General features: G+C 65.6%; 44 protein-coding genes. 16 read left to right on the forward strand and 28 right to left on the reverse strand.

Annotation, left to right across the window (positions count from 1 at the left end):
* Window positions 1-51: 51 nt before the first annotated feature.
* The 19 genes from ACETPF_RS17880 to ACETPF_RS17970 all read right to left on the reverse strand — a co-directional run bounded on the left by ACETPF_RS17880 (window position 52) and on the right by ACETPF_RS17970 (window position 11,618).
* Complete coding sequence (locus tag ACETPF_RS17880; protein WP_373935961.1) at window positions 52-423, reverse strand: hypothetical protein; 372 nt, start codon at window positions 421-423, stop codon at window positions 52-54.
* A complete protein-coding gene (locus tag ACETPF_RS17885) occupies window positions 420-848 on the reverse strand; it encodes a phage tail protein (protein ID WP_373935962.1) in 429 nt (142 codons plus the stop codon). The genes ACETPF_RS17880 and ACETPF_RS17885 overlap by 4 nt, the downstream gene beginning before the upstream one ends.
* A 5-nt stretch (window positions 849-853) precedes the next feature.
* The gene (locus tag ACETPF_RS17890; RefSeq protein ID WP_373935963.1) at window positions 854-1,264 is read right to left on the reverse strand and encodes a hypothetical protein; all 411 of its coding nucleotides are present in this window, start codon (window positions 1,262-1,264) and stop codon (window positions 854-856) included.
* The gene (locus ACETPF_RS17895) at window positions 1,261-1,743 is read right to left on the reverse strand and encodes an HK97 gp10 family phage protein (protein ID WP_373935964.1); all 483 of its coding nucleotides are present in this window, start codon (window positions 1,741-1,743) and stop codon (window positions 1,261-1,263) included. Before ACETPF_RS17895 ends, ACETPF_RS17890 begins: the two co-directional genes overlap by 4 nt.
* Window positions 1,740-2,111 (reverse strand): head-tail adaptor protein, encoded by a 372-nt coding sequence (locus tag ACETPF_RS17900; protein WP_373935965.1) that lies wholly within the window; start codon window positions 2,109-2,111, stop codon window positions 1,740-1,742. Before ACETPF_RS17900 ends, ACETPF_RS17895 begins: the two co-directional genes overlap by 4 nt.
* Window positions 2,111-2,656 (reverse strand): head-tail connector protein, encoded by a 546-nt coding sequence (locus tag ACETPF_RS17905; protein WP_373935966.1) that lies wholly within the window; start codon window positions 2,654-2,656, stop codon window positions 2,111-2,113. The genes ACETPF_RS17900 and ACETPF_RS17905 overlap by 1 nt, the downstream gene beginning before the upstream one ends.
* A gap of 6 nt (window positions 2,657-2,662) precedes the next feature.
* A complete protein-coding gene (locus ACETPF_RS17910) occupies window positions 2,663-3,103 on the reverse strand; it encodes a hypothetical protein (RefSeq protein ID WP_373935967.1) in 441 nt (146 codons plus the stop codon).
* Window positions 3,104-3,192: 89 nt separating this feature from the next.
* Window positions 3,193-4,500 (reverse strand): phage major capsid protein, encoded by a 1,308-nt coding sequence (locus ACETPF_RS17915; RefSeq protein ID WP_373935968.1) that lies wholly within the window; start codon window positions 4,498-4,500, stop codon window positions 3,193-3,195.
* 10 nt (window positions 4,501-4,510) lie between these two features.
* Window positions 4,511-5,455, reverse strand: a complete 945-nt coding sequence (locus ACETPF_RS17920) for a head maturation protease, ClpP-related (RefSeq protein ID WP_373935969.1) — start codon at window positions 5,453-5,455, stop codon at window positions 4,511-4,513.
* Entirely contained in the window at window positions 5,382-6,719 is a 1,338-nt protein-coding gene (locus tag ACETPF_RS17925) for a phage portal protein (protein ID WP_373935970.1), read from the reverse strand. Before ACETPF_RS17925 ends, ACETPF_RS17920 begins: the two co-directional genes overlap by 74 nt.
* Before the next feature lie 15 nt (window positions 6,720-6,734).
* On the reverse strand, window positions 6,735-8,417 hold the full coding sequence (locus tag ACETPF_RS17930; protein ID WP_373935971.1) for a terminase large subunit: 1,683 nt from the start codon (window positions 8,415-8,417) through the stop codon (window positions 6,735-6,737).
* A 79-nt stretch (window positions 8,418-8,496) separates the two neighbouring features.
* Window positions 8,497-8,943: a P27 family phage terminase small subunit gene (locus ACETPF_RS17935; RefSeq protein ID WP_373935972.1), complete on the reverse strand. Its 447-nt coding sequence runs from the start codon at window positions 8,941-8,943 to the stop codon at window positions 8,497-8,499.
* Between the two features lie 240 nt (window positions 8,944-9,183).
* Window positions 9,184-9,522: an HNH endonuclease gene (locus ACETPF_RS17940; protein ID WP_373935973.1), complete on the reverse strand. Its 339-nt coding sequence runs from the start codon at window positions 9,520-9,522 to the stop codon at window positions 9,184-9,186.
* Complete coding sequence (locus ACETPF_RS17945) at window positions 9,522-10,034, reverse strand: hypothetical protein (protein ID WP_373935974.1); 513 nt, start codon at window positions 10,032-10,034, stop codon at window positions 9,522-9,524. The genes ACETPF_RS17940 and ACETPF_RS17945 overlap by 1 nt, the downstream gene beginning before the upstream one ends.
* Before the next feature lie 40 nt (window positions 10,035-10,074).
* Window positions 10,075-10,398, reverse strand: a complete 324-nt coding sequence (locus ACETPF_RS17950; RefSeq protein ID WP_373935975.1) for a hypothetical protein — start codon at window positions 10,396-10,398, stop codon at window positions 10,075-10,077.
* Window positions 10,395-11,006 (reverse strand): host-nuclease inhibitor Gam family protein, encoded by a 612-nt coding sequence (locus ACETPF_RS17955; protein ID WP_373935976.1) that lies wholly within the window; start codon window positions 11,004-11,006, stop codon window positions 10,395-10,397. Before ACETPF_RS17955 ends, ACETPF_RS17950 begins: the two co-directional genes overlap by 4 nt.
* Entirely contained in the window at window positions 11,006-11,170 is a 165-nt protein-coding gene (locus ACETPF_RS17960) for a hypothetical protein (RefSeq protein WP_373935977.1), read from the reverse strand. The genes ACETPF_RS17955 and ACETPF_RS17960 overlap by 1 nt, the downstream gene beginning before the upstream one ends.
* A complete protein-coding gene (locus tag ACETPF_RS17965; RefSeq protein ID WP_373935978.1) occupies window positions 11,167-11,391 on the reverse strand; it encodes a hypothetical protein in 225 nt (74 codons plus the stop codon). The genes ACETPF_RS17960 and ACETPF_RS17965 overlap by 4 nt, the downstream gene beginning before the upstream one ends.
* Window positions 11,392-11,402: 11 nt before the next feature.
* Window positions 11,403-11,618: a hypothetical protein gene (locus tag ACETPF_RS17970; RefSeq protein WP_373935979.1), complete on the reverse strand. Its 216-nt coding sequence runs from the start codon at window positions 11,616-11,618 to the stop codon at window positions 11,403-11,405.
* Window positions 11,619-11,867: 249 nt separating this feature from the next.
* Between ACETPF_RS17970 and ACETPF_RS17975 the strand changes: the two genes are divergently transcribed.
* A complete protein-coding gene (locus ACETPF_RS17975) occupies window positions 11,868-12,587 on the forward strand; it encodes a hypothetical protein (protein ID WP_373935980.1) in 720 nt (239 codons plus the stop codon).
* Here ACETPF_RS17975 and ACETPF_RS17980 read toward each other — a convergent pair.
* From ACETPF_RS17980 to ACETPF_RS18015, 8 genes are all read right to left on the reverse strand, one after another.
* Window positions 12,580-13,209 (reverse strand): hypothetical protein, encoded by a 630-nt coding sequence (locus ACETPF_RS17980; RefSeq protein WP_373935981.1) that lies wholly within the window; start codon window positions 13,207-13,209, stop codon window positions 12,580-12,582. The two genes, ACETPF_RS17975 and ACETPF_RS17980, sit on opposite strands and share 8 nt — an antisense overlap.
* Window positions 13,163-13,657 (reverse strand): LexA family protein, encoded by a 495-nt coding sequence (locus ACETPF_RS17985; protein WP_373935982.1) that lies wholly within the window; start codon window positions 13,655-13,657, stop codon window positions 13,163-13,165. The genes ACETPF_RS17980 and ACETPF_RS17985 overlap by 47 nt, the downstream gene beginning before the upstream one ends.
* A gap of 59 nt (window positions 13,658-13,716) precedes the next feature.
* Window positions 13,717-14,040: a hypothetical protein gene (locus ACETPF_RS17990; protein WP_373935983.1), complete on the reverse strand. Its 324-nt coding sequence runs from the start codon at window positions 14,038-14,040 to the stop codon at window positions 13,717-13,719.
* A 76-nt stretch (window positions 14,041-14,116) separates the two neighbouring features.
* Window positions 14,117-14,698, reverse strand: coding sequence for a hypothetical protein (locus ACETPF_RS17995; RefSeq protein WP_373935984.1), 582 nt, complete (start codon window positions 14,696-14,698; stop codon window positions 14,117-14,119).
* A gap of 17 nt (window positions 14,699-14,715) precedes the next feature.
* Window positions 14,716-15,141, reverse strand: a complete 426-nt coding sequence (locus ACETPF_RS18000; RefSeq protein ID WP_373936055.1) for a thermonuclease family protein — start codon at window positions 15,139-15,141, stop codon at window positions 14,716-14,718.
* A gap of 49 nt (window positions 15,142-15,190) precedes the next feature.
* Window positions 15,191-15,454 carry a zinc ribbon domain-containing protein gene (locus ACETPF_RS18005; RefSeq protein WP_373935985.1) on the reverse strand — a complete coding sequence of 88 codons (264 nt, stop codon included), beginning with the start codon at window positions 15,452-15,454 and terminating at the stop codon, window positions 15,191-15,193.
* Window positions 15,455-15,456: 2 nt separating this feature from the next.
* Window positions 15,457-16,236, reverse strand: coding sequence for a hypothetical protein (locus tag ACETPF_RS18010; protein WP_373935986.1), 780 nt, complete (start codon window positions 16,234-16,236; stop codon window positions 15,457-15,459).
* 266 nt (window positions 16,237-16,502) lie between these two features.
* The gene (locus tag ACETPF_RS18015) at window positions 16,503-16,931 is read right to left on the reverse strand and encodes a helix-turn-helix domain-containing protein (protein ID WP_373935987.1); all 429 of its coding nucleotides are present in this window, start codon (window positions 16,929-16,931) and stop codon (window positions 16,503-16,505) included.
* Window positions 16,932-17,016: 85 nt separating this feature from the next.
* On the opposite strand from ACETPF_RS18015, the gene ACETPF_RS18020 reads away from it, so the two are divergent.
* From ACETPF_RS18020 to ACETPF_RS18065, 10 genes are all read left to right on the forward strand, one after another.
* Window positions 17,017-17,277, forward strand: a complete 261-nt coding sequence (locus ACETPF_RS18020; RefSeq protein ID WP_373935988.1) for a transcriptional regulator — start codon at window positions 17,017-17,019, stop codon at window positions 17,275-17,277.
* A 313-nt stretch (window positions 17,278-17,590) separates the two neighbouring features.
* A complete protein-coding gene (locus ACETPF_RS18025) occupies window positions 17,591-18,061 on the forward strand; it encodes a hypothetical protein (protein ID WP_373935989.1) in 471 nt (156 codons plus the stop codon).
* A gap of 182 nt (window positions 18,062-18,243) precedes the next feature.
* The gene (locus ACETPF_RS18030) at window positions 18,244-18,636 is read left to right on the forward strand and encodes a helix-turn-helix domain-containing protein (protein ID WP_373935990.1); all 393 of its coding nucleotides are present in this window, start codon (window positions 18,244-18,246) and stop codon (window positions 18,634-18,636) included.
* A 3-nt stretch (window positions 18,637-18,639) separates the two neighbouring features.
* Complete coding sequence (locus ACETPF_RS18035) at window positions 18,640-18,858, forward strand: hypothetical protein (protein WP_373935991.1); 219 nt, start codon at window positions 18,640-18,642, stop codon at window positions 18,856-18,858.
* Window positions 18,855-19,250, forward strand: a complete 396-nt coding sequence (locus tag ACETPF_RS18040; RefSeq protein WP_373935992.1) for a hypothetical protein — start codon at window positions 18,855-18,857, stop codon at window positions 19,248-19,250. The genes ACETPF_RS18035 and ACETPF_RS18040 overlap by 4 nt, the downstream gene beginning before the upstream one ends.
* Window positions 19,250-19,573 carry a hypothetical protein gene (locus tag ACETPF_RS18045; RefSeq protein ID WP_373935993.1) on the forward strand — a complete coding sequence of 108 codons (324 nt, stop codon included), beginning with the start codon at window positions 19,250-19,252 and terminating at the stop codon, window positions 19,571-19,573. Before ACETPF_RS18040 ends, ACETPF_RS18045 begins: the two co-directional genes overlap by 1 nt.
* A 2-nt stretch (window positions 19,574-19,575) precedes the next feature.
* Window positions 19,576-19,824, forward strand: coding sequence for a hypothetical protein (locus ACETPF_RS18050; protein WP_373935994.1), 249 nt, complete (start codon window positions 19,576-19,578; stop codon window positions 19,822-19,824).
* Window positions 19,817-20,170 carry a hypothetical protein gene (locus ACETPF_RS18055; RefSeq protein WP_373935995.1) on the forward strand — a complete coding sequence of 118 codons (354 nt, stop codon included), beginning with the start codon at window positions 19,817-19,819 and terminating at the stop codon, window positions 20,168-20,170. The genes ACETPF_RS18050 and ACETPF_RS18055 overlap by 8 nt, the downstream gene beginning before the upstream one ends.
* Window positions 20,163-20,426, forward strand: a complete 264-nt coding sequence (locus ACETPF_RS18060; protein WP_373935996.1) for a hypothetical protein — start codon at window positions 20,163-20,165, stop codon at window positions 20,424-20,426. Before ACETPF_RS18055 ends, ACETPF_RS18060 begins: the two co-directional genes overlap by 8 nt.
* Before the next feature lie 35 nt (window positions 20,427-20,461).
* Window positions 20,462-20,905 (forward strand): hypothetical protein, encoded by a 444-nt coding sequence (locus tag ACETPF_RS18065; RefSeq protein WP_373935997.1) that lies wholly within the window; start codon window positions 20,462-20,464, stop codon window positions 20,903-20,905.
* A 67-nt stretch (window positions 20,906-20,972) separates the two neighbouring features.
* Here the strand turns inward: ACETPF_RS18065 and ACETPF_RS18070 are convergent, their stop codons facing one another.
* Entirely contained in the window at window positions 20,973-21,134 is a 162-nt protein-coding gene (locus ACETPF_RS18070) for a hypothetical protein (RefSeq protein ID WP_373935998.1), read from the reverse strand.
* Here ACETPF_RS18070 and ACETPF_RS18075 point away from each other — a divergent pair.
* The 5 genes from ACETPF_RS18075 to ACETPF_RS18095 are packed head-to-tail and all read left to right on the forward strand — an operon-like array spanning window position 21,133 to window position 24,989.
* Complete coding sequence (locus tag ACETPF_RS18075) at window positions 21,133-23,295, forward strand: ParB/RepB/Spo0J family partition protein (RefSeq protein WP_373935999.1); 2,163 nt, start codon at window positions 21,133-21,135, stop codon at window positions 23,293-23,295. The two genes, ACETPF_RS18070 and ACETPF_RS18075, sit on opposite strands and share 2 nt — an antisense overlap.
* Entirely contained in the window at window positions 23,292-23,504 is a 213-nt protein-coding gene (locus ACETPF_RS18080; protein WP_373936000.1) for a hypothetical protein, read from the forward strand. The genes ACETPF_RS18075 and ACETPF_RS18080 overlap by 4 nt, the downstream gene beginning before the upstream one ends.
* Entirely contained in the window at window positions 23,501-24,334 is an 834-nt protein-coding gene (locus ACETPF_RS18085; RefSeq protein ID WP_373936001.1) for a DUF6551 family protein, read from the forward strand. Before ACETPF_RS18080 ends, ACETPF_RS18085 begins: the two co-directional genes overlap by 4 nt.
* Window positions 24,331-24,654: a hypothetical protein gene (locus tag ACETPF_RS18090; protein WP_373936002.1), complete on the forward strand. Its 324-nt coding sequence runs from the start codon at window positions 24,331-24,333 to the stop codon at window positions 24,652-24,654. The genes ACETPF_RS18085 and ACETPF_RS18090 overlap by 4 nt, the downstream gene beginning before the upstream one ends.
* Window positions 24,651-24,989, forward strand: coding sequence for a hypothetical protein (locus tag ACETPF_RS18095; RefSeq protein WP_373936003.1), 339 nt, complete (start codon window positions 24,651-24,653; stop codon window positions 24,987-24,989). The genes ACETPF_RS18090 and ACETPF_RS18095 overlap by 4 nt, the downstream gene beginning before the upstream one ends.
* Window positions 24,990-24,991: the final 2 nt, after the last annotated feature.

Genomic DNA, 24,991 nt, shown 5'->3' on the forward strand with positions numbered 1-24,991 from the left:
CCCAGAAAGCGTCCGGATCAAATCCGGCTTCACACCATCGCTGGTGGAGCTTTAGCCAGTCCCAGTCTTCTTCCGTCGCTGCCGAGGGTTTACCCCCTCCTTACCCTCCGCCGCCGTACCGAATGCGCTAGCGAGGCCGGCTAGGATCGCGCTGGTGAAGATAGCCGGTCCATGTTCGTCGATCATGTCGCCGACCTGAATTAGATGATAATCGGCGTGATGCTTGCGTAGCCCCGCCCAGACCAGAACACGGATGGTGTCGAGTGCCGGACCATCGACGCCATCTTCCATATCGTCGAGGATGGCCTTGGTCTTCATACCCAGCACCGGCTCGGCGGCGCACAGGGCGTTGACACCCATCTTCAGCGTCAGCCTGAGATCGCCCAGCACCAGGGCGACTTCACCGCGCAGCGGATTCGTCATGCGGCGGCTCCGTGGGTCGCGACGCCGCTAGCCTGGAAGGTGAGAACCGCTTCCTGCTTGCCGGTGATCGGCATGTCCTGCGGCGCATAGCCGGTCAGGATGGCGTTGCCGGCAACCTGGCGCTTGGCGCCGGCGGCGGCGTTATGCACCGAGCGATAGGGAACCGGGTCGGTCGCGTTCAGCATCGCCAGCAGCTTGATGTCCGCCTCCGACCCCGACAGATAGTTGACCCGCACGGTGAGCGTACCCGGCTCCAGCAGCTTCTCGCCCTTGTAGCTGTGCGCACCTTCGGTCTTGTGGTGCGAATCCTGATAGGTCGGACGGGTGGGATTGCTCGGCGTCACCGATATGACCTCGGGAATTTCGAACTCCAAGTTGTCCGCATCGGTGAAGTAGAATTCCGCGCCCTTATTGGGGTTGGACATAGCCCTTACTCCTTGTGGTAGATGGAAAAGCGCTGGGTGCGCCCGTAGACCGATCGCGCGCCGGCAACGCCGACGACGGGAATATCGCGCTCAAGATCGATGAAGCCGTGGGTGAAGGTGCGGCCGTTCACCTCCGCCGTGCCTTCGAGCAGCAGCCCGAGCGCGTCGGCCACCGCCCGCGCATCGCCATAGTTTGCAGCCATCGTATCGGCCTGCACTTGGGCGATCCGCAGCTTGTCGCGCCCGCCATGGGTGTAATCGAGACCTTCATCGATCATGGTGAAGACGATCGCCGTCAGCCCGGCCCCTTCCGGCCGATCGCCCCAATGAATCGTGGGCGCGCCATTCCATCGGGCGAGGCTCGCGGCGATCGGCGACTGCGAGACACGCTGGAGAAGATCTTCCTCAAAGGTCATGCCCGCCGCACCGCCCGGGTCAAAGCGCGATCCAGTTCATCGGCAAGCGCGACCACCACTTCGCCCAGCACGTCGCCGGCGGTGACGTTCCACGCCACCGATACATGCGGCTGCGGCGGCACCCAGCTCAGGCTGTCGCCGCGCCGATGCATGAACCCGAATTCGAGCCAGGTGCCGACCGGATCATTGGTGCCGGCATAGACCTCGGTGTAATTCTTGCCCCCACGCCGCTTCAGCTTGGACTGGCGCTCGTTCAGTTTCGTGCTGATGACGAAGCTGTTGCGGTAGGCGTTGGCTGGGCGGTCTGGCGTGTCGCTCGGATCGTCCGCCGGCGCGATGTCCTTTACGACAGCCAGGAAGGGTTCCAGCGCCCGCTCCCCTGCCCGCTGCATCGCATTCTTGCCCATCTGCTCGGGAAGGGCATTGAGCGTGTCGAGCAGTGCGTCGAGCCCCTCTATCTCGTAGGCGCCGCCGCTCACGCCGCCACCCGCGTCGCCGTGAAGGCGAAGCCTTCGTTGAAGCCCAGCTCCGCCACAGCGTTTATCTCCCACACCGGCCATTTCGCCGGGTCGGGGTCGCTCAGCGGATAGCGGATGCGATCGCGCACGCTCACCGACTTCGTCTCGGGCGTCCAGAGTACGGCAAAGCTTGCCACCTGCGATCCGCCCTGCTGCGCGGCCTCCCGCTGTTCCGATCCGCTGCCGAACGCGATATTCGCCCAAGGCCGCGCAATCTCGCGTGGCTCCGGCTCGACCGTCGGGTGCCCGAAGCCGTCGGTGGCGGCGACGATCGCCTGGATGAGGATCGGCTTGTCGCGAGCGGTGGCGCTCAGCCGGGAGTGCGCCATCACAGCCTCAGGTAGCGATAATGGCCGACCAGGGCGTCGACGCCTTCGGGCAGATCGCCGGGCATGCGCCGATACAGATGCTCCACCACCAGTCGGGTCGCCTGCTGAAGTTCCTCCGGTGGCTGCCGCAGTTGTTCCTGCAACTCCGCTTCAGGATCGACGAACCCGACGCTGGCTGTCACCGTGATTGCGCCCGGCACGCACGCCGGCGTCGGCCAGCGCGCACCGACCGCCGGGCTGATCCACGTCCAGTCGTGCCGGGTGACGGCGCGAAAATCGGTGAAGGGCTGAAATTCGCCGGCTCCATCGAGATAGGACACGGTGATGCTGTCCGGCTGCACCGGGATCAGCGGCAGACGAACCTCCGGCGTGAAGCGGTCGACGACGAACGTCACCTCCCGCCGCACCGAAACCACGCCATAGACGGTCTCGATCTGCCGCGCCGCCACGCGAATGAGGCGGCCGATATTCTCGTCCTCGCTGCGCGTATCGACGCGCATGTGAAGGCGAGCATCGTCGATGCTGATCGGACCGTCCAGCGCCATGGCTGCTTACGCCTGGTTAGCCTGAGGGTTGTCCTGGCCTTCGCCCTTCAGCACCAGCCCGGCGATCGGCGTGCCGGTGCCATGGGTGCCGCTGAAGTCGGCGAGCAGCTTCAGGTAGCGCTTTCCGCCCTTGTAGCCGAAGCGGTACGCCGCCGCGGCCGCATGCGCGCTGGTCAGTGCCTTGATGATCCCGCCGGTGTCGACCGACGTCACGCCCAGCATGTCCTTGAGCTCCACCGCCGTATAGGTGGTGTTGTCATCGGAATGGGTGAGCTTGAACTCGATCTTGTTGGTCCCGCTGAACGTGATGCCTCCGACGCCGATCGCCAGGATGATCTCGGCCGCGTTATAGCCCAGCAGGTCGATCGCGAGCGGCGTGTTGTCGGCCGACAGCGTGGCATTCTCGATCGCCACCGCGACCGAAATGTCCGAATGGATGTCCTTCATGGAAGTCTCCGAATGTCAGAATGGTGGCCGCCAGCGTTGCCGCCGGCGGCCAGAAAGGCGGAAAGCCAGAAAGCCCGATCGTCAGACGATCAGGTCGAGCACTTCAGGAACTTGATCGCCTCGAAGTTGGTGATGCCGCCGCCAACGCGCTTCGTGGTGTAGAATTTCACGAAGGGCTTGTTGGTGAAGGGATCGCGCAGCACGCGGGTGCCGAAGCGGTCGGCGATCGTGTAGGCCTTCTGCCAGTCGGCGACCGCCACCGGGAACTTGTTGGCGCCCAGGGCATCCATATAGTCGTCGGTGTGGACCGGCTTGCCCAGGATGGTGCCGACCTGCTCGGCGGCGCTCGGCGGCGACCAGAGATAGTTGCCCTGCCCGTCCTTCCACTTGCGGATCTCGGCCATTACCGAATCCGAAGTCAGGAAGGCCGCACCGTTGCGATAGCCCTGCCGCAGCGCGAACAGCAGATCCATCAGCGCGTCCGCCGGATTGGTGGTGGCGAAGGCGCTGGCGTTGCCGGTCTTCACGAAGCCGATCTTGCCCCAGCTGTAGGAGGCGTTGGCGACCGTGTCATAGGAGAGGATGCCGCGCGGCTTGTTCTTGCCGTTGCCGGTGATGAAGGCTTGGCCTTCCTCCTCGCTGAACTCGATCGCGATTTCGCTGGCGAGCCAGGCTTCCACGTCGAAGCGCGCATCGTCCAGCATCGTCTGGGTGACAGCCGGCTCGGCATAGAGTTCGCCGAAGGGCAGCGACAATTCGCGCAGGGTCGGCGTCGCGGTGGAGCTGCGCGCGTCCTCTTCGCCGGTCCAGCCGGAGGTCGCCCCGCCCATGTTGACCAGCTTGCGGTATCCGCCACCACCGACCTGGATCACGCGGCAGATTTGGCGCATCGCGGTCATGGTGCCGAGTACGCGCTCGATCCCCTGTTCCCAGTCCACCGGGACCAGGTAGCCGCCATCCGGATCGGACTGGGTCGTCAGCGCCGCCTGAACGGACAGCTGCCCAAGATCCGCATCCACTTCGCCGCGGCGGAACCAGGTGGCGAAAGCGGTGCTGTGCTGACGCTCGGCCGCATTCAGCGAATCACCGGCGCCGCCGCCCAGCTGCGCCGCGCTCAGCGCAGCAGAAAGGCGGTCGATCTCCGCGTTGATCGGCGCGATCGCGGCGTCGACCTCGGCCTGAGTGGTGCGGCCCTTGTCCGCTTCCTCCTGCTTGTCGCGCAGTTCCTTGACCGCCGCCTGGATCTGCTGGATCAGCGCCATCGGATTTTCGTTGTCTGCGCGCGGCATGGCAATGACGGCGCGGGGCGTGGGAAGCGGGTTTGCCGGGATGGCCGACGGGCGCGCAAGCGCGATCGCGCCGGCCGCGCTCGACGCGGCAGCATTGGTATTCGACATGGGAATCTCCCTATTTGAAGGAAGCGAGCAACCCCTTCAGGGCCTCGCTGAGCTGCTGGTCGTCAGCGCCTGGCGTGACGTCCGATTCGAGGGCAGCGCCGGGCGTGCCCTTCAATGCCTTGATGCGGGCACGCGCCTGGGTGCGCGTCATGCCCGACGCGACGAGCGCCAGCTCCATCGCACGTAGATCATTGACGCGGCGATCTGCGGCCTGGGCGTTTTCGTCGACGGTGATCTGGTCGGCCGCCAAGAGCGCGGTGGCGAAGCCGCGCTCGATCGCGGTGCTGCCGGACATGTATGTCTCGGCGTCCATCCACTTTCCGATATCGTCCCGCTCCGAGCCGGATCGCGCGGCGTAGACGTCGACCATCGCAGAATCGAACGGTGCGAGCCATGCGGCAGTCTCGGCCATGTCGTGGCGATTGCCCATCGCGATGACCCAGCAATTATGGATCATCAGGAAGCTGGCCGCCCCAATCTCGATCGTGTCGCCTGCCATGGCGATCACCGACGCCGCCGATGCCGCCATGCCCATCACCTTGACGGTGATGGACCTGGGATGCTCACGCAGCACGTTGAAGATGGCGAAGCCCTCGAACAGGTCGCCGCCATAGCTGTTGATGTGGACTTCGATGTCCCGATCGCCGATCGCGCGCAGCTGCGATGCGATCTTCTTGGCCGTCACGCCGCCGCCGGACCAGTAATCCTCCCCGATGGTGTCAAAGACGGTGATGATGTTGTCGCCCTGGGCGATCGCACGCAGGCCGGCGGCCGATTCACCATAGCGGTCGAGCACCGATGCCGGCGTAAACGCCTGCAGCTTCTTGTCGACTGGGAGCGGCAGCGCGCCGGGGCGCGCGCTCGCGAACAGGCGCGGCGCGTTACGCATCATCGTTTTTCTGGTCCTTTGGTTTGCCGCCGCTCTCGGACTCGTCGTTGTCGGCTGCGTCGTCACCTGCGGTGTTCGGCGGCGGGTAGTAGATGTCGCCATCGTCGCGCGGGTTCATATCCTCCAGCGCGCGCACCTCGTTGGGGGACATCCAGCCCCACTGAAGCCCTGTCGCATGGGCAGCATAGCGCGTCTTGATGTCCGTTCGGACCATGGCAGAGCGATTGAAGCGGACGTAAATGCGCGGGTCAGACACCATCGCGCTGGCTTCTTCCTCCCACATGACCAGATGGTCATCCATGGTGTAGGCGCTGAAGCCGTTGGACTTCTGCTCCAGGCCGGTGCCCCAGTTAGAATCGGACCCGCTATTGTCGCCGATCATGCTCGGCGGCACGCCGAAGAACATGCAGATCTCGGATCGGGAGAGCTTCTGCCCATCGATCCAGGCCATGTCGGTCGGACTGAGCGAGATCTTCTCCCACTTCAGACCTTCCTCGAGCAGCAGCACGCCGCCATCCTTGTCGCCGCCGGCGCGGAAGTCGTCGAGCGAACGCTGCAGCCGGTCGAAGGCGGGATCGGTCAGCTTCTTGCCCTCCGGCATCGACACCGCGCCGGACGGCCGCGCGCCGTGCTTGAAGGTCGCGGCAACCTGCCGATCGCGCGCCCGCGCCTGACCGATTGTCTCCCGCGCATAGGTAAGCGGGGTTACGCCCGAATAACCGTTGAGCGTCAGGCCATAGAGGTGGAACATGTCGGCCTGGCTGACCTTGAACTGCGTTCCGTCCCTGCGGGTGACGGTATATTCCAGCTCCAGGCTGTCCAGTTGGCGGACGGAAACCCGGTCGGGATGGATCGGTATCAGCTCGCGGACCTCGCCACGCGATATCGACTTCAGCGCAAAGCCGTTGCCGCGCAGCAGGACATGCGCCTGCATCATGCGCTTGAACTGGGCCGGCCGTTGCCACCGGTTTGGCTTCCGCTGCAGCAGCTGCGCGACGGCATGGTCGGACGCATCGACGCGCGTGCGATCGTCCACCCTACGCTTCACGTCGATCGGCAGCGTCGCCACCTTGCCGGCGATCAGGCGGATGCACCCGAACACCGCCCCGACGCGCATGGCCGTCTCTGGCGTTACCACCTCGCCGGTCATGCCGGATTCGCCGCGAAGCGCCGCCTCCAGTTCCGCCGAGGTGGCGATGATGATGCCGCCGTCGCCAGCCATGGCCATCGCCGGCGGACGCCCGCGCGGCCCGAACGACAGCGGCGCGCCGCCGGCGATTGAATGCGCGGGTGCATCCCCGGCCGAACGGCCGAGGAGGCGGTCAAACATGCCCATGCATTCTCCTCAGAGCACCCGAACGCCGCGGGTCTCGTAGACGGACGGACCCTCGGCCTCGTTGGCGAGGGCCAGGGCGAAAGCCATGATCATGGCTACGCAATTGTCGATCTTCAGGTGCGGCTGCCCATCCGGCTTATTCGGATAGACATTGTCCTTCTTGTCGGCGGCCGCGACGACGTTGCTGACCTGCCATTCCATCACCGGGCAACCGCCATGGGCGATCGTCCCGGCGCGCATCGCGGCATCGGTTTCCTTCATCGGGTCGCTCAGGTTGCCAACCGTGGCCCGGACCTCGATCATCGGGACGCCGCGTTTTGTCTGCGAAGTGGCCAGCCAGGTCGCCTGGAACGGGTCGTATGCGACATGCTCGACCTGGAAGCGGCTGCTCGCATCGTCGATCGCCTCGACGATCTCATCAAAGTCGATGACGTTGCCGGGCGTCACGTCCAGCAGCGACTGCGCATCCCAACCCTGATAGGGCTCGACCTCGGCGACCGTGTCTTCCGGCAGGAAATAACGGGTGATGATGATCCAGGGATCATCCTTTGTCGCCTTCGCACCGATCGGCGGGAACAGGTAGACCAGCGCGGCAATATCGATCTTCGACGCGAGATCGAGCCCGATGATGCAACGGCGGCCCTGAAGCTTCGGAAGCTCGATCGCGTCGGCCGCGCGGACCGGGATATCCGGGTCCGCGCAGGCGCGCCAATGCTCGACGCTGTAATAGGCCGCCTTCGTCGACACCCACAGGTTGAGGTGCTTCGTCTTGAAGACACCCGCCTTGCGCGGCGTCGATATTGCGTCCCGCTGCCGGGCCCGCAGAAAGTCCATCGACACCGACACGTCGGCGTTCGGGTTGGCCTTGCGGAGCGCCAGCTCCGACTTCCAGTCGTCCTCCTTGTCGATCGTATATTCGACGAACAGGGTTTCGTGGTCGAGCGGCGGCCCGCCATTATGGCCGATGCCGGCGAGCTTCTTCCGCTCCTCCTGGATCAGCGCGTAGCAGGGACCGGCGAGGTTATCGCCGGCGGTCGTGATCAGCAGCTGCAGCGGTTGGTCGCGGGCGCCCATGCCGGTGACCATCGTGTCGACCTGGCCGTCGTCGGGATGCTCGTGATATTCGTCGTGGATCGAGCAGCTGGGCGACTGCCCGTCGCCCGGATCCCCGATGATCGTCTCGAACTTCGACCCATCCCCCGGGCGGGAGATGGTCTTCGCCAGCATCTCGATGCCGAACTTGCGCTTCAGTGCCGGCGTGCGGTCCGCCATCAGGCGCGCCGGCTTGAAAACCTCCCAGGCCTGCTTCTCGTTGGTCGCGCCCGAATAGACCTCGGCGCCGAACTCCCCGTCGGCGCACAGCATGTAGAGGCCAAGGCCCGCGGCGATCGCCGACTTGCCGTTCTTGCGCGGCACGACCAGGAACAGCCGGCGGAATCGCCGGAGGCCCTTTTGCGCGCCGGACCGATGCAGCCAGCCGAAGGTGACGCAGATGATCCAGATCTGCCACGGCTGCAGGACCAGGCGCTCTTTTGAGCGGGCCCATTTGCCCTTGCTGTGCGGCAGCGTCTCGATGAACCGGCACGGCTTGCCCGCGCGGTCTGTGTCGAAGACGAAGGGAAACTTCGTCCCCCTCGCCCGGCTGAGCTTCAGCTCATCCAGGAATCGCCTGCACTGGAGCCGGATCTGCAATCCGGCTGGGATCTTCCCCGAACAGACGTCGGTGGCATATTTGCGGGCTATGCCCGCATAATCACGCCCCTCGGCCACATCAGAAGTCAGCGTAAGGGTCGTCTTCGACCTGCTTGTGCCCGGTCGCCAGCTTCAGCGCGGCCGAGGGGTTGAGCATCAGCTCGCCGAGGAGCGACTGGGCGTGGCGCATAGCAGCGTCGAGCATGGCTACGGCGGGGTGCGCGCGCTTCATGATCTTGAGCGCTGACACCGACCCGTCCTTGGTCGTGATCACGCTCTGCGTCGTGAAGGTGCAGCCTTCGGTTTCGATGACCGCCTGATACATCGCGATCTGCTCGAGCCTGAGCGCCAGCAGCCCGACATGCTCAGCATAGTGCGGGCTCGACCGCTTCTGCTGCTCCAGAATGTCGGCGATCGTCGCGAAGTACCCGCGAGCGATATCGGACAGGTGAAGCGGTGCGACCATCGGGCCGAGCGGCACGTCCTCATTGAAGAGTGCATCGCGATCGGCGCGATATGTACCCATCGCCTCCTTCAGCGCCGGGTCTTTCCTCTTCCGTCCAGCTCCGGACCGGGATCCGCCTCTAGCCATCCCTGGCCCTCACTTTTTACCCTTTGATTTTGACCGCGTGAGAAAATGACCACAGGCGCGGTCCCGGGGCCCTCCACAGGGAAGTTTTGACCCTCCCCCGGGGGTGCAGATCGCTCGAAACGGGCCGAAATGCGTCCGATTTCACTTGATCGCGACCCATTTGCAGGTGGCCGATCAGTCCGAATCGATCCGGTTGCGGTGCCGGGCGCGAGCCGATTCGCGCGCAGTCTTCGCCTTTGAGTGCCGGTCGCAAAGGCCCTGATAGTTCTCGCGCTCGTTGCCGCCGCCCTCCGCACGGTTGCGGATGTGGTCGGCGATCACCGTGCGCCCGGGCGGAGCCACGCCAGTGCGCAGGCACTCGGCGCACCATGGCTCCTCGATGAGCACGCGCTTGCGCATCTCATCATGGACAGCGTCGTAGCCACGCTGCTGCCGGCTCTTGCCCTTGCTGGTCGCCCAAGGCTCCGGCGGCCGCCATCCCGGCGGCCGAAAGCGCGGAGCCTGCCGGGGCATCAGGCCGCGACGGTGCGGCCGATCAGGATGATCGTGTAGGTGACGGGCGTGCCGCTGCCGCTATTGCCCACCAGCAGGATGTCGCCGGTGCCGGCCGTGACCGTCCAGCCCTTCCTGTTGGTGATCATCGCCACATCGTCGGGACCGACGCTGAGCTTGGGCGTGGTGCCCGAAAGCGGGCCGTTGAACGCGTTGCTCGCCGCGCCGAAGATCTGCACGTCGTTGGTGTTGCCGGCATCGGCCGTCACGATGATCGCGGTGATCTCGGCCGCGGTGATCGTGCCGCCGAGCAGTCCAGTCAGCACGCCGGCCAAATCGAGATTCTCGCTCGAGGAAGCGGCGATCGTGCGCGTGTCGGCGAACAATATGTCCGCCTTGCCCAGCGCATCGGTGCCGCCGACGATGCGGATGACCTTCTCGAGCGTCACCGGCGCGAGAGGATTGCCAAGGTCGGCGGTGCCGGTCAGCTTGGCGGCGACGGATAGGGCGATGTTGGCGGTGACACCGGGCATGAAGGGCTCCTGTAACGAGGGGGTATTGCGGCCGGGCCGCTTATGCTTCCTTCACCATCTGCGCCTCGATCTCGGCGAGCATCTGCCCGCCCGTGTCATCGATGGCGCCGACGGCCAGCTGCGCCAGGACGAAGCCGGGCACATGGATCGAATATTCGTCGAGCGTCTCCAGCCAGGCGCGGCCCGACGATCCGCCGACGGAAACCTTCAGCCAGTGCAGCGCGCTGTCGAAGACGCCGCAGGACACGCGTTGGCTATCGCCCGTAACCACATCCAGCGTGCAGCCCGCCACCTCCGCCGATTGCTCCAGCTTGCGCACCAGTCTTTCGCCGGCCCTGGCCGCATCAAATCCCGCGTCGATCACGGCTCGATCGCGCCGTCCTGCGCGACCGGCTCCAGGAAGAAGCTCTCGCCCTGCTTGATGGAGAAGCCGAGATAGTGAAGCGGCGACAGCGCCTGTCGCGCGGCCTCTTCTATGGGAGGTCCGCCATTGTCTGCCAATGACGGGGCTTCGGCTTCGCGGATCGCCAATGCGTCGCGCTCGCCCTCCAGCGCCTTCATGATTGCCGCCTTGTCGGGCGAATGCTTGGTGCGGACATAGTCGGTGAGCTCGGCCGCGCGCAGCGTCACGGTCATGTCGTCATCCTTGCCATGGGCGAAGGCAACGCTCGCCTTGTCCAGCCGATAGCCGAGATAACATCCGCCCAGCTCGATCGACTTGCGCTTGCCGCCGGTCAGCGCGTCGAAATGCGCCGCGAACCAGGGCTTGAGCTGCTTCTCGATATCCTTGAGCTCGGCGACGATCGGCACCAGCTCGGCGTCGGCCGACTGATTGGCCGCGGCGATCGTTTCGTCTCGCGCCTGGATGACAAGGGCGGCGGCTGCGCTGCGCTCGGCATAGCGGGTGCACAGCGCGGTCGCCTGCTCCGTCGTCTGGGGCGCTCGCTGTGCGGCGGATCGAACGCGACCCATCAGCTTGCGGTCCCGACGATGCGGCCGACCATGGCCTGTGCGCGACGGGTTGCTTCGTCGAGCTTCAGCTGCGCGAGCAGGCTGCGCACCAGACGCTTGGACAGGCGCATTTCGCCCTCGCCCTGGGCCATGATCTGCAAGGTTAACAGATCCTCCTCGCTCACGCCGGCAGCGCCCGGGTTAAGGCCTTGCGCATGTCGACGACGCGCGGCCAGCGATAGCCGATGCGGGCAAGGTCCGGCTCAGGGCCAAGGATCAACCCGCCGCGCGCCACGCGGACCGGGCGCTCGCGGCCGTCGATGTCCTTTGCGATGCGGTAAGGCGTGCGGCCGTAGCCACGCGCCTTCAGGCCGCGGATCTCGATGCGGCGAAGCAGGCTGCTCATAGGGTCTCCGGTCAGAACAGGGCGCGGGCCCGGCGTCCGTCCGTCTCCAGCATGATCGGCGGCGCCGATGCGGCCGCGAACCCACGGAAAGACGCGACGATGGAGGCCGCGATGGCTTGGGCCCGCTCTTCCAGGTCGGCATGAACATGGTCATGGCGGCCTCGGGGGATGGGAAGGCGGGCATCGCGGATCAGCTCGTCCAGCGCGTGGCTGGCATTTTCGAGCATGTCGGGGATCGAAGGCCGGGTAGGCGTAGCTGCCATGACGAACCTCCATCGACGCAAAAAGCCCGCCTGGTCGGGACCGGGCGGGCTCTGGACGCAATTAGCGCGGGGTCGTTTCTGGCGGTTGCGTGGCCATTTTGGCAGTGGCGCTTTTGTCCACCCCGGCAATTTTTCGTGATGGCGTCGCGTCTATCGCGAAAGATGCCCTTCTGTCATTCTGAACGCGATTGCGAATTTTGGGGGAGTTCAGCGATGACGGGTGATCCGGCAGCCGACAGGATGGTGTGCAGGACGGACGCGGAGTGGGCGGCGGTGCGAGAAGCCCGGCGCGCGGTGAACGTGGCTTGGGTATCGACCCTGATCAACGCGCTAGTGATCATCGTGGCCGTGGGTGCACCGTTCCTGCAGCAGTTCGTAAACGGACAGGAACAGGCCGCGCTGCATTTTGCGATAAAGAAGCAGATGATGGACGACATTCGTGAAGCGCTCAAGGTGGCCGACGCCGAGCAACCGGTGGAGGTCGATCTCGCTGGCCCGGCCGACGAGCGCGCCTCTCCGGAAATCGTCGCATTGGCTCGGTTGCATTTGCAACAAATGGCCAGGGAAAGCCGCATGGAAGCTGATGAGATCAACAGACAGTATCAGCTCGATCGCGACGACTTCGATCTCTGGCGCTTGGTCGGAGAAATGAAGGAGGTCTATACGGAACTCGGGAGTGAGGCGGAATCTGCTGATGCACTCCTCTCGGTTCTGCCGTTCACCACCAACGCGGTTGTAAAGGAGAAGATCGAAGGAACCGTGGATTCGGCCATCGATCAATTGCGCGATCTCCGTCTGATTTATCAGCTCAACGTGAACCCGGACGGCTCAGTCAAACCGAGCCGCGTCATTTTCGCGAGCTGCAAGGACGATAGCCATAAGGCGGGCTGCGCAAAGCCGATCGGACTTTGGGGTAGAAAGGTGATCAAGTAAGCCCCGCATGCGCGGCGACGAGATCGGCCGCCGTCACATCCTTGCGCACCGCGCCATGGACCCGCGCCCACAGGTGCAGCGCGTCGGTCAGCAGCCGCCGTGCCCTGCGCACATGAATGTGGTGCGCCGCGGCCGCACGGGCGAGCCCGACGTCGTGCACCACGATATCAAGCACCAGCGCCGCGCTGGGCCCCATCGCGCTTCGCCACCGCGAATAGGCCATCTCCCGCCACACTGCGCCGAGCGCTTCGAAGAAGGCGTCGCCATGGCGGGACATATCGACCCGCGTTTCCAGGCTGCACGTCCGCGTCGCGACCCCAGCCATGATCTGCTCGGCCGCCACGGCGATATGCTCGGCCCAGGCCATCTCGTCGTCGGTCAGATGGCCCGACGCATGCAGCCGCGCGATCGCACCCGGGCGGCGCTGCCGGTTGGCTTCATGGGTTTCGGGCGTGCCGGCATTCTTGTGTCGCCATCGGTCGATCAGCTCGGCACGCGCCTTGCGCAGCCTGCGCTCCTCGATGGCGCGATCGGGATGCCGCCATGCCCAGGCGCGCTTTGCCAGTTCCTGCTGGTTAAGAGGGAGCGCCCCCGTCCGTTCCCGACCCGTTTCCGTCCGCATGCCCACGGTCTCCCTCCGGGCCTTCCTGCGCGCGCGCACGGTCGGGCGGCAGTGGCGCATTTGTCCACCCGCTCCCCATGCCGGAATGCACCACCAGCGCGCCGGCCTCGTCGATATCGATCAGCGGCGCGGTGCCGGCCGGCGGCGCGATGACGTCGTCGTTGACGACATAGCCGGCGGCGCGCAGTTGGCGCAGCGCCTCTTCCAGCACGCTGGCGGGCCGAACCCCCCGCGCCATGCCGTCGATGCGGTGAAGATGGCCCTCGCGGACCAGCTTGGTCACCAGCTTCTGCGCCCGCGACCGCGCGCAGCCGGCTGCTCGCGCGATCTCGCTGATCGAGGGGCCTACGCTATGCGCGTTCCAGTAAAGGCGGACGAAGGCCAGCACCTGGTTCTTCCTGCTCGCCATCGTCGGCGTCAGGCGGGGAATGTCGATCTCGATGCCCAAGCGGGCGCCCTCCCTGTTCGGGAGAACATAGGGGGAAAGTCGTTGAAAATCCAGCGATGCTACCCGCGCTTGCGCGCGATCGCGCGCTTCCACTCGCGCTCGTCCGGCATGGGAAGCAGGATGGTCGGCATTGTCTGCGATGGCTGCACCAACGACGGCCGAATTCGCTGGCCGCTCTTCGCATGGCATTTGCGGCAATAGAAGCGCGCTGTGATGTCGCGGAAATCGTCCGACCACCCCCGCTTATCGAAATGCCACCACAGGCCGCACGGGTGGAAAATGGCATGATGGTGACAGCGGCAAAGCAGATGCACGCCATAGTTCCACAGGACGCATTCGAACAGCGTCGTGGGCACAACCCGATTTCCCTCGCTCCTCGCCATGGCCCGCCTTTCGCGAGAACATATGGAGAACGATATTGGAGTCGGTCAACATTCACTTTAGCCAGCAGGTCTGCGCTTAGCGGGCGGCTTCCGCAGCGGCCTCGTCGGCGGCACGCAAAGCGGCGTTCATCGCGTTGTCGGCCGCGCGCGATGCGTTCTCCGCCGCGTCTGCCGCCGCCATGGCATTCGCTTCATCGCTCTTGCGGCCGGTGGCGGTGCGGGCGTCCCGCATCATGCCCATTACGCCGAGGACAGCCAGCGCGATCACCACAGCGACGACCAGCCCCGCTATGATCTTCCTGTTGCGGGCGGCTTCATCCGAATCAAGCGGCAGCGGAGGAAATGCCGGCCGATCGATGGACTCAGACGCTGCGTCGTCGCCCTCGCCCCCGCCCCTGCCCGTGCGGCTTATCAAAGCGGATAGCGCCTCCTGGATCGTTCCAGCGGCAAGCAGAACGATGCCGGCCAGGAACAACAGCCCGCCACCCTGGAAGACCATCTCGCGCAGCTGGGCGCGCGGCATGTTGTACGTCTCAATGAAGCGACCAGTCCCAATGACGGACCCGGTATAGGAAAGCGTGGTCATGTCCTCCATGCTGACCGTCGATGGCATCAGCAGCAGCGCGATCGCTGCGATCACTACGCCGACGATCAGCATGATGGTTCCCCAGACTTTCATGAGCAGGCCCCCTTTTTCCAGAATGTCTCCCACCGGCGCGCGAAGCCGTCGCGGATCATCCGGCAGCTGAGATCGTCGCCGGAAGTTCGACACCAGGCTGCGGTGCGCCCGCCCTTTGCATCGCCGGCAGACACGCAGCGCAGAGTCGAGCGCACGACAATGTGGCCATCGACCGTCCGGCCACGCGATCCACCAAGCAGGCGAACCAGATGATCACGCGCAGCAATCCCGCTCGACCCGGCGCAGGGCTGATACGGCCGGCAGCGTCCGTCGAGCTCCCTCACGCCGATGCCCGCAAGGCGAATGCGCGGGCCCTCCGCGCACCAAATTGGCCCGTCACCGTCCCATATGCGGATTGCATGGCACGTGAATGCCTGTCCCGCTGGAACGGCTGCCGCAGCCATGGCGATTGTCAGAATCAGCACGAGGCTGTGATCACCACCCGCACCTGCCGCGGCACCGCCGATAACATCACGCGAACTCATGCCCGCAATGCTTGCAGACAAGCGCATCGACCTTCACCAGCTCGGCGCAGCGAGGGCATTTCTTGCTGTCGCCCGATGCGATCTGTTTGGCCTCGACCTCTTTCTGGCTGCCCATGAAAAAGGCTGCGATGATACCGAAGGGGCCCAGCAGGACGCCGACAGCAAACCCCAGGATTCCGCTGCCCCCCTTATTGGACGCAATCATCGCGGCGATGCCGCCGCATATCAGCCAAAAAATTACGAAGACCATGCCTATTGCCCCCGATCCGCTGGCTTGTTGTCGTGGATTTCGCCTCCCGCTCCGGTCGCCCCGCTGCGCGTGTGAACCGCTTGACTGTCGATTGGATCATCCTCGCGGGCTGGCATGTTGATTGGCTCATAGGGCGCATTGTGGATGTCAGCCTGCCATCCCTGACGACGATGATATTGCATCATGGGGGGAAGATACTCGGTTGGGACCCGCAAACGGCCGCTCATGATCCGTCTGAATGCCTGCGCGTCTTCAGATTGCCCCCAAGCCCACTGGATCGCATGCGCCACCCATTCGACATCATCGTCGTTATGCACGAAGTCGCCGCTTTCGATCACGGATGTTGGAGGTGGCCAGATGATATGCATCAGGCTGGATCGGAAATGTACGTCCACCGGGAAGGGGAACCCACTCGCGACAGCAAAGAGCAAATCGCCGAAGGTCGACACGGTGATTTGCCCATGGTGCTTGGTGTCACTCGTCACCAACTCGCCAGGTTTGACAATTGCAAACCCGCAATGGTTCACTTTGTGTGCCCACAGCGGCCCCTCGTGACGGCCCACCGCTACCACCCATCCATCCGGCGGCCTTTGCTCTTGCATGAGGAACCGGCGCTCGGTTGCTGTGGCTGCCGCAGTAGGTCGGTGACCCATCTCATAGCTCATCGTGAACATGGTCATCCACAATGCCAGCGTCAAAAACTGATCAGTTTGGATAGGCCACCCGCGCCCGGCGGCAAGCTCGGACATAATTGGCTTAACATTTTCCCCGACCTTTGCCATCCATCCACTATTGCAAGCCTGACAGGCGATACGGAGTGATTGGTCCCGTAGGTCGCCTGGGCGACACATAGCGCCACGACTGAATTTTTCGCGGCCGGATGCATCTTCCAACCGAAGTGTATGATTGGAATATGGATGGACGCGGGGAACGATATCCTTGCTCCACCGACCCCAAATATGCTCCTTGGTCGTTCCAGGCTGGCCACAATAAATGCAACAAGAGCGCGGCGGCGCGGGGGCGTTCCCTACGCGCCGCTTGCGCCGCGTCACTGATCTTCCCCTTTGAACTGCGGCTTTTTGTCGTGCAGCGTCCCGCGTGCGGCTTTCCCCTCTCCGCCGCGGGCGTGGACCGTCTCGGACGGCGGTGCACCTCCCGCCATCGAGCGGGCGATCTGGAGCAGCGCGCGGCGATCAGCCGGCGCGAGGTGGCCGAAATGATCGACCAGCTCGCGTTCTTCCGAATCGAGCAACGGCGATTGCGGCGCGTCGGCGAGCGGGTCGTCAGTCTCGCCCGTCAAATATGCCGGCGTAGTGCCAAGCTCACGGGCCACAAGATGAAGCACCGAGGAACGATGGGGATTGTTTTTAGCGATCTTGGCGATCGCGCCCTGCGTGACATTAACCCGCCGCGCGAGTTCGGCCTGCGTAATGCCTGACGCAGATAATCGGTCCCGGACTCGCTCGCTTAGGATCATGTTCACAAAATATAACTACCGGAATATTCCGCCATCGCACTTTCGGAATTGACAGAGGCTTTCCAATAGGAATATTCCGGTTGTCATGAGCGAGAGTGAATCGATGTTAGCGGCCTTCCGGCGCGCGATCGAAGTTGCGGGGGGCCAAGTTCCTTTCGCTGCTCTGGTTGGTCGCACCCAAGGCGCGATCTCGAAACGGCTGAAGGATGGGCGACCATTGCAGGCGGAGCACGTCCTCGTCGTCGAGGATGCCACCGGCATCTCGCGCCACGATCTGCGCCCCGACATCTATCCGCGCGAAAGTGGGCAGGCCGGCGACCAGCAGCTGGAAGGGGTGCGGCCATGAGTCCGTCATCCCTCCGCGCTATCCGTCGCCCCCCTGCCAGTCTCCCCCAATCCCCGCGCGCCTTTGGGCTGCGCGTTCGTCCCATAGCCCCCGGCAAGACTTCCCGCTTTCGACCCACCGGGGACTATCCTGCCGCCGCCGGAACATCTCTGAACAGCCGTCCGGCGGCGGCCTTTCTCTCGATTCGGGCGGACTTGAACGGCCGAACCATGAAATTCCTCGGGCGCTCCGGCCGCCCCGGACCTTCCGCTGCGTGGCCGCGCGCGAGGTTCATGCCCCGCCTTCGGGTCGCACCTCTGCGGGGTGCCGGACTTTGACCAAACGGCGCGCCCCGCTGTCGATCGACGCCGCTCTCGCCCGCATCGCGGGCCAGGAAGGCGTCGGTGGCTGGGCCGGCATGGCGGTAGCGGTCGACTACAATGAGCGCACCGTGCGCGCTTGGGGCGATCCCGATCGCGACGAGCAGCCGCCGCTGCCTGCGATGATCACGCTGGGCATCCTTTATCGCCGCAACGGCGGCATCGGCGATCCGCTGCTTCAGGCGCATGCCGACATGATTGGCGCGGCCGACGCGGTTGCTTTCTCCGACAAGCACGAACTGCGCCGCGACTCCCTCGGCTTCATGCGCGAAACCAACGAGGCGAACCTCGCCTTGCTGGAAGCGGCCGAGCCCGATTCCGGCGACGCCGAGACCGCCCGCGCGACCAAGGAAGTGCTCGACGTGCGCAACTGGGCCGATCGCATCCTCGCCCGCCTCGGCGGCCGCCCGCGCGCGCCGCCCTGATCGCCCGGCAGGGACGCCTGCCGATCAAATCCCGGTCAAAAAGCCGGCGCGCGATTTTCCGCCATTTTCCGCAGCGAAATCGCCCCGCCGATCAAGACCCGATCAAGAAACCCGGCCGGCCCGGCGCACCTGACGCGCTTTCGGGCAGGCTTTTCTGCTGCCTCCTTTCGGGAGCGTTGCCCATGATGACCCCCGGCACCTATTTGCGAAAGCGCCGCGTCGCCGCCGGCCTCTCGATCATGGACGTGGCCGCGCTGGTCCACACCGATCCGCGCCTGGGCGGCATCGACAAGACCGCCTGGATCGACCGCATCGAGCGCGACATCGCGGCGCTCAGCCCCGACGTTATCGCGACCCTCGGCCGCGCCTTCCGCTTCGACCGTACCGTGCTCCAGCAGCTGATCGCGATCCGCAGCTTCGGCACGGACGCGGTCAACCCCGCCCCCCGCATCTGCCTGACCTGCGGCTGCAGCCAGAACGACGCCTGCTTCGACGGCCACGCCACCTGCGCCTGGTCGAGCGAGCATCTCTGCACCGCCTGCGCCCCCACCTCTCTCGCCCTCAAGGAGGCCTGACCTATGCCCTCACCCTCCCGACCCGCGCCCTTTCGCCCCCGCGACTATGCCCAGGACGATCCCGACGTCCGCTTCTGGGACGAGCCCCGGCCACGCCTGACCTTCATCGAGGATGCCGACGCGCAGCTCGACGCCGACCTGCGCGGCGTCAGCCGCGCCATGCTGCTCGGCTTCGTCTGCGGCATCGTTGCCGCCGCGCTGATCTGGTGGTGGCAGTCATGACCCGGCGTTGCAGACTGTCCGACGAGCAGCTGGACGAAATGGCGCGCCTGCGCGAGCGGGGCTGGGGCCCCGGTCGGATCGCGGAACATTTCACCCACGCCGGCACGCCGATCAGCGGCTCGTCGATCAACTGGCAATGCATGCGGCTCGGCGCCGACGCGCCCGCGCGCTTGCGAGGCCGATCGTCGGCGCCGCGTGAAACCTACTGGCGCAATGGCCGGCCCTGTCGCCCCTGGACCGCCGAGGACGATGCGAAGTTGATCGAGCTCGAGCAAGCCGGCGTCAAGCTGCACATCGTCGCGCAGCGGCTCGGCCGCGCCAACAGCAGCGTGCGCGGCCGCCTGCTGACCTTGGCGCGTCGGGACGCCCGCCGTGAGGAGGCGAGCGTCTGATGACCCCCTCCGTCGAACTCTTGCCGCCGATCAAGGCCGATCCGATCGAGCCCTTCTCGATCCCGATCCTGCTGGACGACAATGGCTGCGCCTGGATCCCCGACGGCTTCCGCGCCGGCTTCTTCCAGTTGCTGCCCGTCTGCGAAGGCGCGTCGCTGGGCTGGGCGCCGATCCCGGAGCTCAACAAGGCGCTGATCTCGATCTGGGGCGGCAATCCCTTCGCCCCGACTGGCGAGGCGATCGCCATCGCGATCAGCCGCCGCGGCCTCCGCGGCCTGATCGACGGGCTCAAGTCGATTGAGCTCCAGATGGAGGGCATGTAACCATGGCCCAGCCCCCGCGCCGCAAATCTCTCGGCGAGCTCCAGCGCCAGGTCGATGCGTTCAACGCCCGCTTCCCCGTAGGCCAGCCCGTCATCCTCCAGCGTGACACCGGCGAGCAGCTGCGCACCGTCACCCGCTCAGAAGCGCAGATCCTCTCCGGCCACTCGGCCGTCATCTGGGTCGAAAGCGTCAGCGGCTGCTACCTGCTCGACCGCGTGACGCCTGTTCCGGCGGAGGCGGCGCATGGTTAGCGAGCGCTTCGTCACCCGCCTATCCGACGAGGATATCGCCGACCTTGTCCTGTCCTCGGCTGATAGCGCGGCGCTCCACCGCAACTGGAGCCTGTATCGGGTGCACGTGGTCGCCAACGCCGTCCGCATGGGCCGACTGATCGGACGACGCGAAGCCCTGGAGCCAATCGACGACGCTATGCGCTGCAGCGTCGATCATGAGTTGATCGATTTGGTGCGCAAGCACGAGCCCGGCCGGCATGGCTGGATCGATTCACTGGTCCGCCTGAAGGGGTTTCTCGACCGCTATCCTTCGCGCGGACGGTCAGACGACGGCGGCCCCGGCACGGAGCAGGCAGATGGCTGAAGCCCGCGCCTATCGCCCGTCGTGCGGCTCCGAGGGCGCTGACTTCATGGCGCGCTGGTGCGGCCTTTGCGCCCATGACGACGATGGTCGTTGTCATATCGCGCTCGACACCATGATCTATCAGGTCACGGACGCGGAATATCCCGCCGAATGGCGCACCAACAGCGCCAGCGGCCCGCACTGCACCGCGTTCGAGGCCGCTGATCCGCTGGAGCAGCCCTTCGATCCTGCCGCCGCGATCGGATTGCTCCTATGACCGGCTGCGGATCCTGCACCCTTTGCTGCACGGTGATGAAGGTCACCATGCCGGACCGCGTGAAGCCGGCGCACACCAAGTGCGGAGATTGCACTGATCGCGGGTGCGCGATCTATGCCGACCGTCCTGAAGCTTGCGCCACATTCCAGTGCTGGTGGCTCGGCAGCCAGCGCATGCGGGAGCGAGACGACCTGAAACATCTCGCGATGCCCTTGGCGATGCGCCCGGACCGCACAGGCGTCGTGCTCGATCTGAACAGCGCCGGCTACGTCATCGCTCACTGCGACAAGCCGGGCGCGTGGAAACGGGAGCCCATGCGCCAATGGCTGCTCGCATCCGCGCAGCGAACGCGCGTGCTGCTCGAACTCGGCCACGAAACGCAGCTGCTGAATGCAGACGGTTCGGTCGAGCGTCTGATGACCATCGGCGTCGATCCGAACACCAACGAACGTCTCTACGTGCGGAGCTCGGCCGCATGATCGCGGCCGCAATCTGCGCCTGCGCCGAATGCCGCGCGCTCGACATCGATTTTCCGAATGATGGGCATCAGCTCGCGCTGATCGCCCCGACCAGCCGCCCGCCTGCCTCGTCCCCAAGCTCACCCCGGCAGGCGAAGCGGGTGCGGACCGGGTCTACGCCCGCCCGGTCCGCACCATCCCATCCCGAAAATGCATGCACGAAGAGGTGCTTATCCAGGAGAAGACCCATGTCCGTTACCACGATGACGATCGACGCGCTATGCGTCTCCCCGTTCAACGTCCGCCAGAACCAGCACGACGCCAATGCGATCACCGGCATGGCCGAATCCCTCGCCACGCGCGGCCAGCTCTATCCGCTTGTGGTCCACCCCATGCCAGCCCAGCGCGGCCGGAAGAAGCGTTATGGCGCGCTCGCCGGCGGCCGCCGCTTTCGCGCCTTCGCGCAGCTGATCAGCGATGGGCGCCTGCCCGCCGACCATCCCATCGACGTCATCGTCCGCGAGATCGAGGACGAAGGCGAACTGCGCGAGCTCAGCCTTGCCGAGAATCTGGTGCGCGTCGACCTGCGTCCCTACGAAGTCTATGCCGCCGTCGCGCGGGCGAATGCCACCGGCCGCAGCCTGAAGGAGATCGCCGACACCAACGGCCAGACGGTCGATACCGTCCGCCGCTGGGCCCGCCTCGGCAATCTCCATCCCACCGTCTTCGCCGCCCTGGAAGCCGGCGAGATCAGCCAGGATGTCGCCAAGGCGTTCGGCGCGACCGACGACGTCGCCGTGCAGCTGCACGTCTATGAAAAGTTCCTCGAACACCCGCACCGCAGCCATGGCAACCCGGCGGCGCTGGTGCGCCGGCTCCTGAAGATCGGCGATCGCGAGCTCGAAAAGATGCTCCGCTTCGTGGGCGAGACGGCTTACGCCGACGCCGGCGGCCGCTACGAGCTCGACCTGTTCGCCGACCAGGCCGAACAGCGCGGCCGCGTCGCTGACGAAGGGCTGCTACTTGGCCTTGCCGATGCGAAGCTCGATGCGATCCGCGCGCGAGTGCGCCGCCAGTGCGGCCGCGACCTGCGCTTCGAACCCGCGCCGCCCCGCCTGATGCTGGGCAATTACGACCAGGGCGTCGACAATGGGCTCGAAATCGTTGCCGAACCCGAGCCCGCCGATGCGGCCGACGCGGCCTGGCTCGCCTCGATCCGCTACGAAATGGCACATCTGGAGGAATGGGCGATCTTCCATTCCGGCGACGCGGAAATGGACGAGGATCTGCACGCCCACTGCATCGCGGCGATCGACGCCTATTATGTGCCGCTCGAGGAAGAGCTGGCGCTGATCGAAAACCGCATGATGCTGCCGCTGCCGGCGGGTCAGGTCTATGCGACGCTCGTCGTGCAGGAGGGTGGCGAGCCCGAGCTCCGCTATTGGTGGGCCAGCCGCAAGGAAAAGCAGAAGGCGGAGGCGGCAGCGCGCAAGCTGCCCGACGCGCCCGCTCCGCGCCCCGTCTCCACCGGCCCGATCGGCCAGAACCCGTCCGACCCGGCCGGGCAGGCGCGGCCGATCCTGCGCCCCGGCTCTGCGATCGATGGCGGGGCAGGCTATGGCTATCGCCAGCAGGCCGACCAGCTCGCCCGCGATGATCAGGGCCTGACGGCCGATGGCGTGCAGGTCATGCGCTCGCTGCGGCGGGAGGTGCTGCGCGCAGCGCTGGTCAGGGATCAGAACCGCCGACCGGCCGGCCAGAGCATCGCGCTCGACTATCTGCTCTGGGCGCTGGCGCGCGAGCGCCTGACCCATCGCGGCATCATGGTCGCCGGCGCGCAATCGACCGATCGCGGTCTCGCCGGCCTGTCCGTCCGCCACGACGTGCTGGCGAGCGGCATCCAGGATCATGTCGATCGGACAGCGGCGCACCGCATCTGGCAGGATGCGGTCGATCTGCTGAAGCAGCATTCGTCGATGACCGAGCCGGATCTGGTGCAGGCCTTCGACGCGTTCCGCGCCGACGCCGTTGTGCTGCGCGATATCGCCGCGGCCATCATCGCCGGCTGCGCGCTGGAGCGATCCGCCAACGCGCCGGGCTACGAGATCGAAATGCACGATCATATCGCGCTGCTCGCCGGCTATGGCGATGACGAGGCGGTCCGCAGCCTGATCGAGCCGACCGAAGAATTCGTCGCGCTGCTGCCGCGCGCGCGCCAGCTGGAGCAGGTCCACCCGCACGTCACCCAAGGCGAATATCTCGCCCTCGAAAAGCGCAAGGCCGCCGACCTCCCCGCCCCCGTCGCCCGTGCGCTCGGCCGGGCGAAGGACTGGGTCCACCCCATGGTCCGCTTCCGCCCGCGCCTCGCCGCGGTCTTCGCCAACGACAAGCAGCTGGAGGCGGCAGAATGACGTTCCCGGCCGCCATCGAGGAGGATATCAGCCGACGGCTAAATCAGATCGCCTCGCACTTCATCGGCACGCCGAAAATCACCTTGCTCGTCCGGAACGAGCTCGGCTCCGACAAAGACGCCGACGTGGTGATGACGAACGACCTGCTGCCTGACGCCATCGCGGCGCTTCAGCACCGCCACACCAAAGATCAGGAGGCCCGCTCATGAGCAGGAAGCCCCAATATGACGCACCCAAGGGCAGCCTGCCGGTGCTCCAATATCTCTCGCCGACGCAGCTTCAGGTCGACGCCACCTACCAGCGCTCGATCGAGAACGGCCAGAGCCGCAACCTGATCGCCAAGATCGCGCGCGAGTGGAACTGGGATCTGTGCCAGGTCCTGGTCGTCTCGCGCCGGGTGAGCGGCGGACTGTTCGTGGTGGACGGCCAGCACCGCCTGTCGGCCGCGAAGCTTCGCCCCGACATCGCCCAGCTGCCTTGCGTGGTCGCGACCTATGCGTCCGCGCAGGAAGAGGCGGCGATCTTCGCCAAGCTGAACCGCCAGCGCACGCCGCTCAAGGCGCTCGACATCTTCAAGGCCGCCGTCGCCGGCAAGGATCCCGAAGCCTGCAAGCTGATGAGCCTCATCAGCCAGGCCGGGCTCCAGCTCGCGACCAGCACCAACAATGTCGATCAGGCGCCGGGCAGCATCGGCAACATCGGCGGCATCCGCGAAGCCAAGCGCAGCTATGGCGACAAGGTAACGCTGAAGGCGCTGCGCGTCCTGGCCCGAGCGTTCGACGGGCAGGTGCTGCGCTACGCCGGCACCCTGTTCGGCGGCATTGCCGGCACGATCGGCGACGCCTGCCGAGGCGGCAACGCGATCAGCGAGACCCTGCTCGTCGCGGTCCTCTCCGGACAGGAACAGGCCGACTGGTACGCCGAGATCATGGCGCACAAGGGCAAGTTCCCTGAAATGCGCACCCCGGCCGCCGCCGCCCACATCATCAGTTCGGCCTATGTGGAAGCGGCGGCCGAGTACGAGGAAGTCGCAGCATGAGCAGCCCCTTCATCCGGTTCATTTTGTCCGCCGTTATTGCTGGCCTGCCGCGCGCGACCGAGGACTGGCAGGCCGGAGATCTCGCGGTCTGCCTGGGCGTAAAGGATGGCGTCGGCGACGCTATCGAGCCCACCGAAGGAGACCTGCTGCGGGTCAAGCATGTGTGCATGGGCGGCCTGTTCCTGCACTTTGACGGAAAGCCCGACAATCGTCATTGGCTAGCGGCCTACTTCCGCAAGGTAAAGCCCGACACCGAACCCGCCGCCGATGAGGCGTGGGTCGAGCAGCTGAAGCACCTACGCCGCAAGGTGCCGGCATGAGCACTGAGCATCTGCACCGCGAGATGGCGGACGCCTTCGTGACGATCGGCGAGGATGTCGAGCCCAGGATCGACGCGCTGATGCACGAGGCGTTCGATCGAGCCATGGCGCTGACCGAGCTAGGCGACCAGCGCCACCACGATGCGCTGTCGCTCGCCTTCCAGCTTTGCGCCGTGATGGTGGCGAAAGCGACGATCCTGCTGGGCGATTGCTATCCCGAGGCCGATCCCACGCGCATCTGGACAACGGCCATGACCGATCTGCAACTTCGCACGATGCAGGCCATTGCGCAGCTGCAGGCCACCCGCGTAGCCGCGAAGGCGACGGTCCAATGAGG

It is taken from the genome of Sphingobium agrisoli (assembly GCF_041877245.1).
GTDB lineage: Bacteria > Pseudomonadota > Alphaproteobacteria > Sphingomonadales > Sphingomonadaceae > Sphingobium.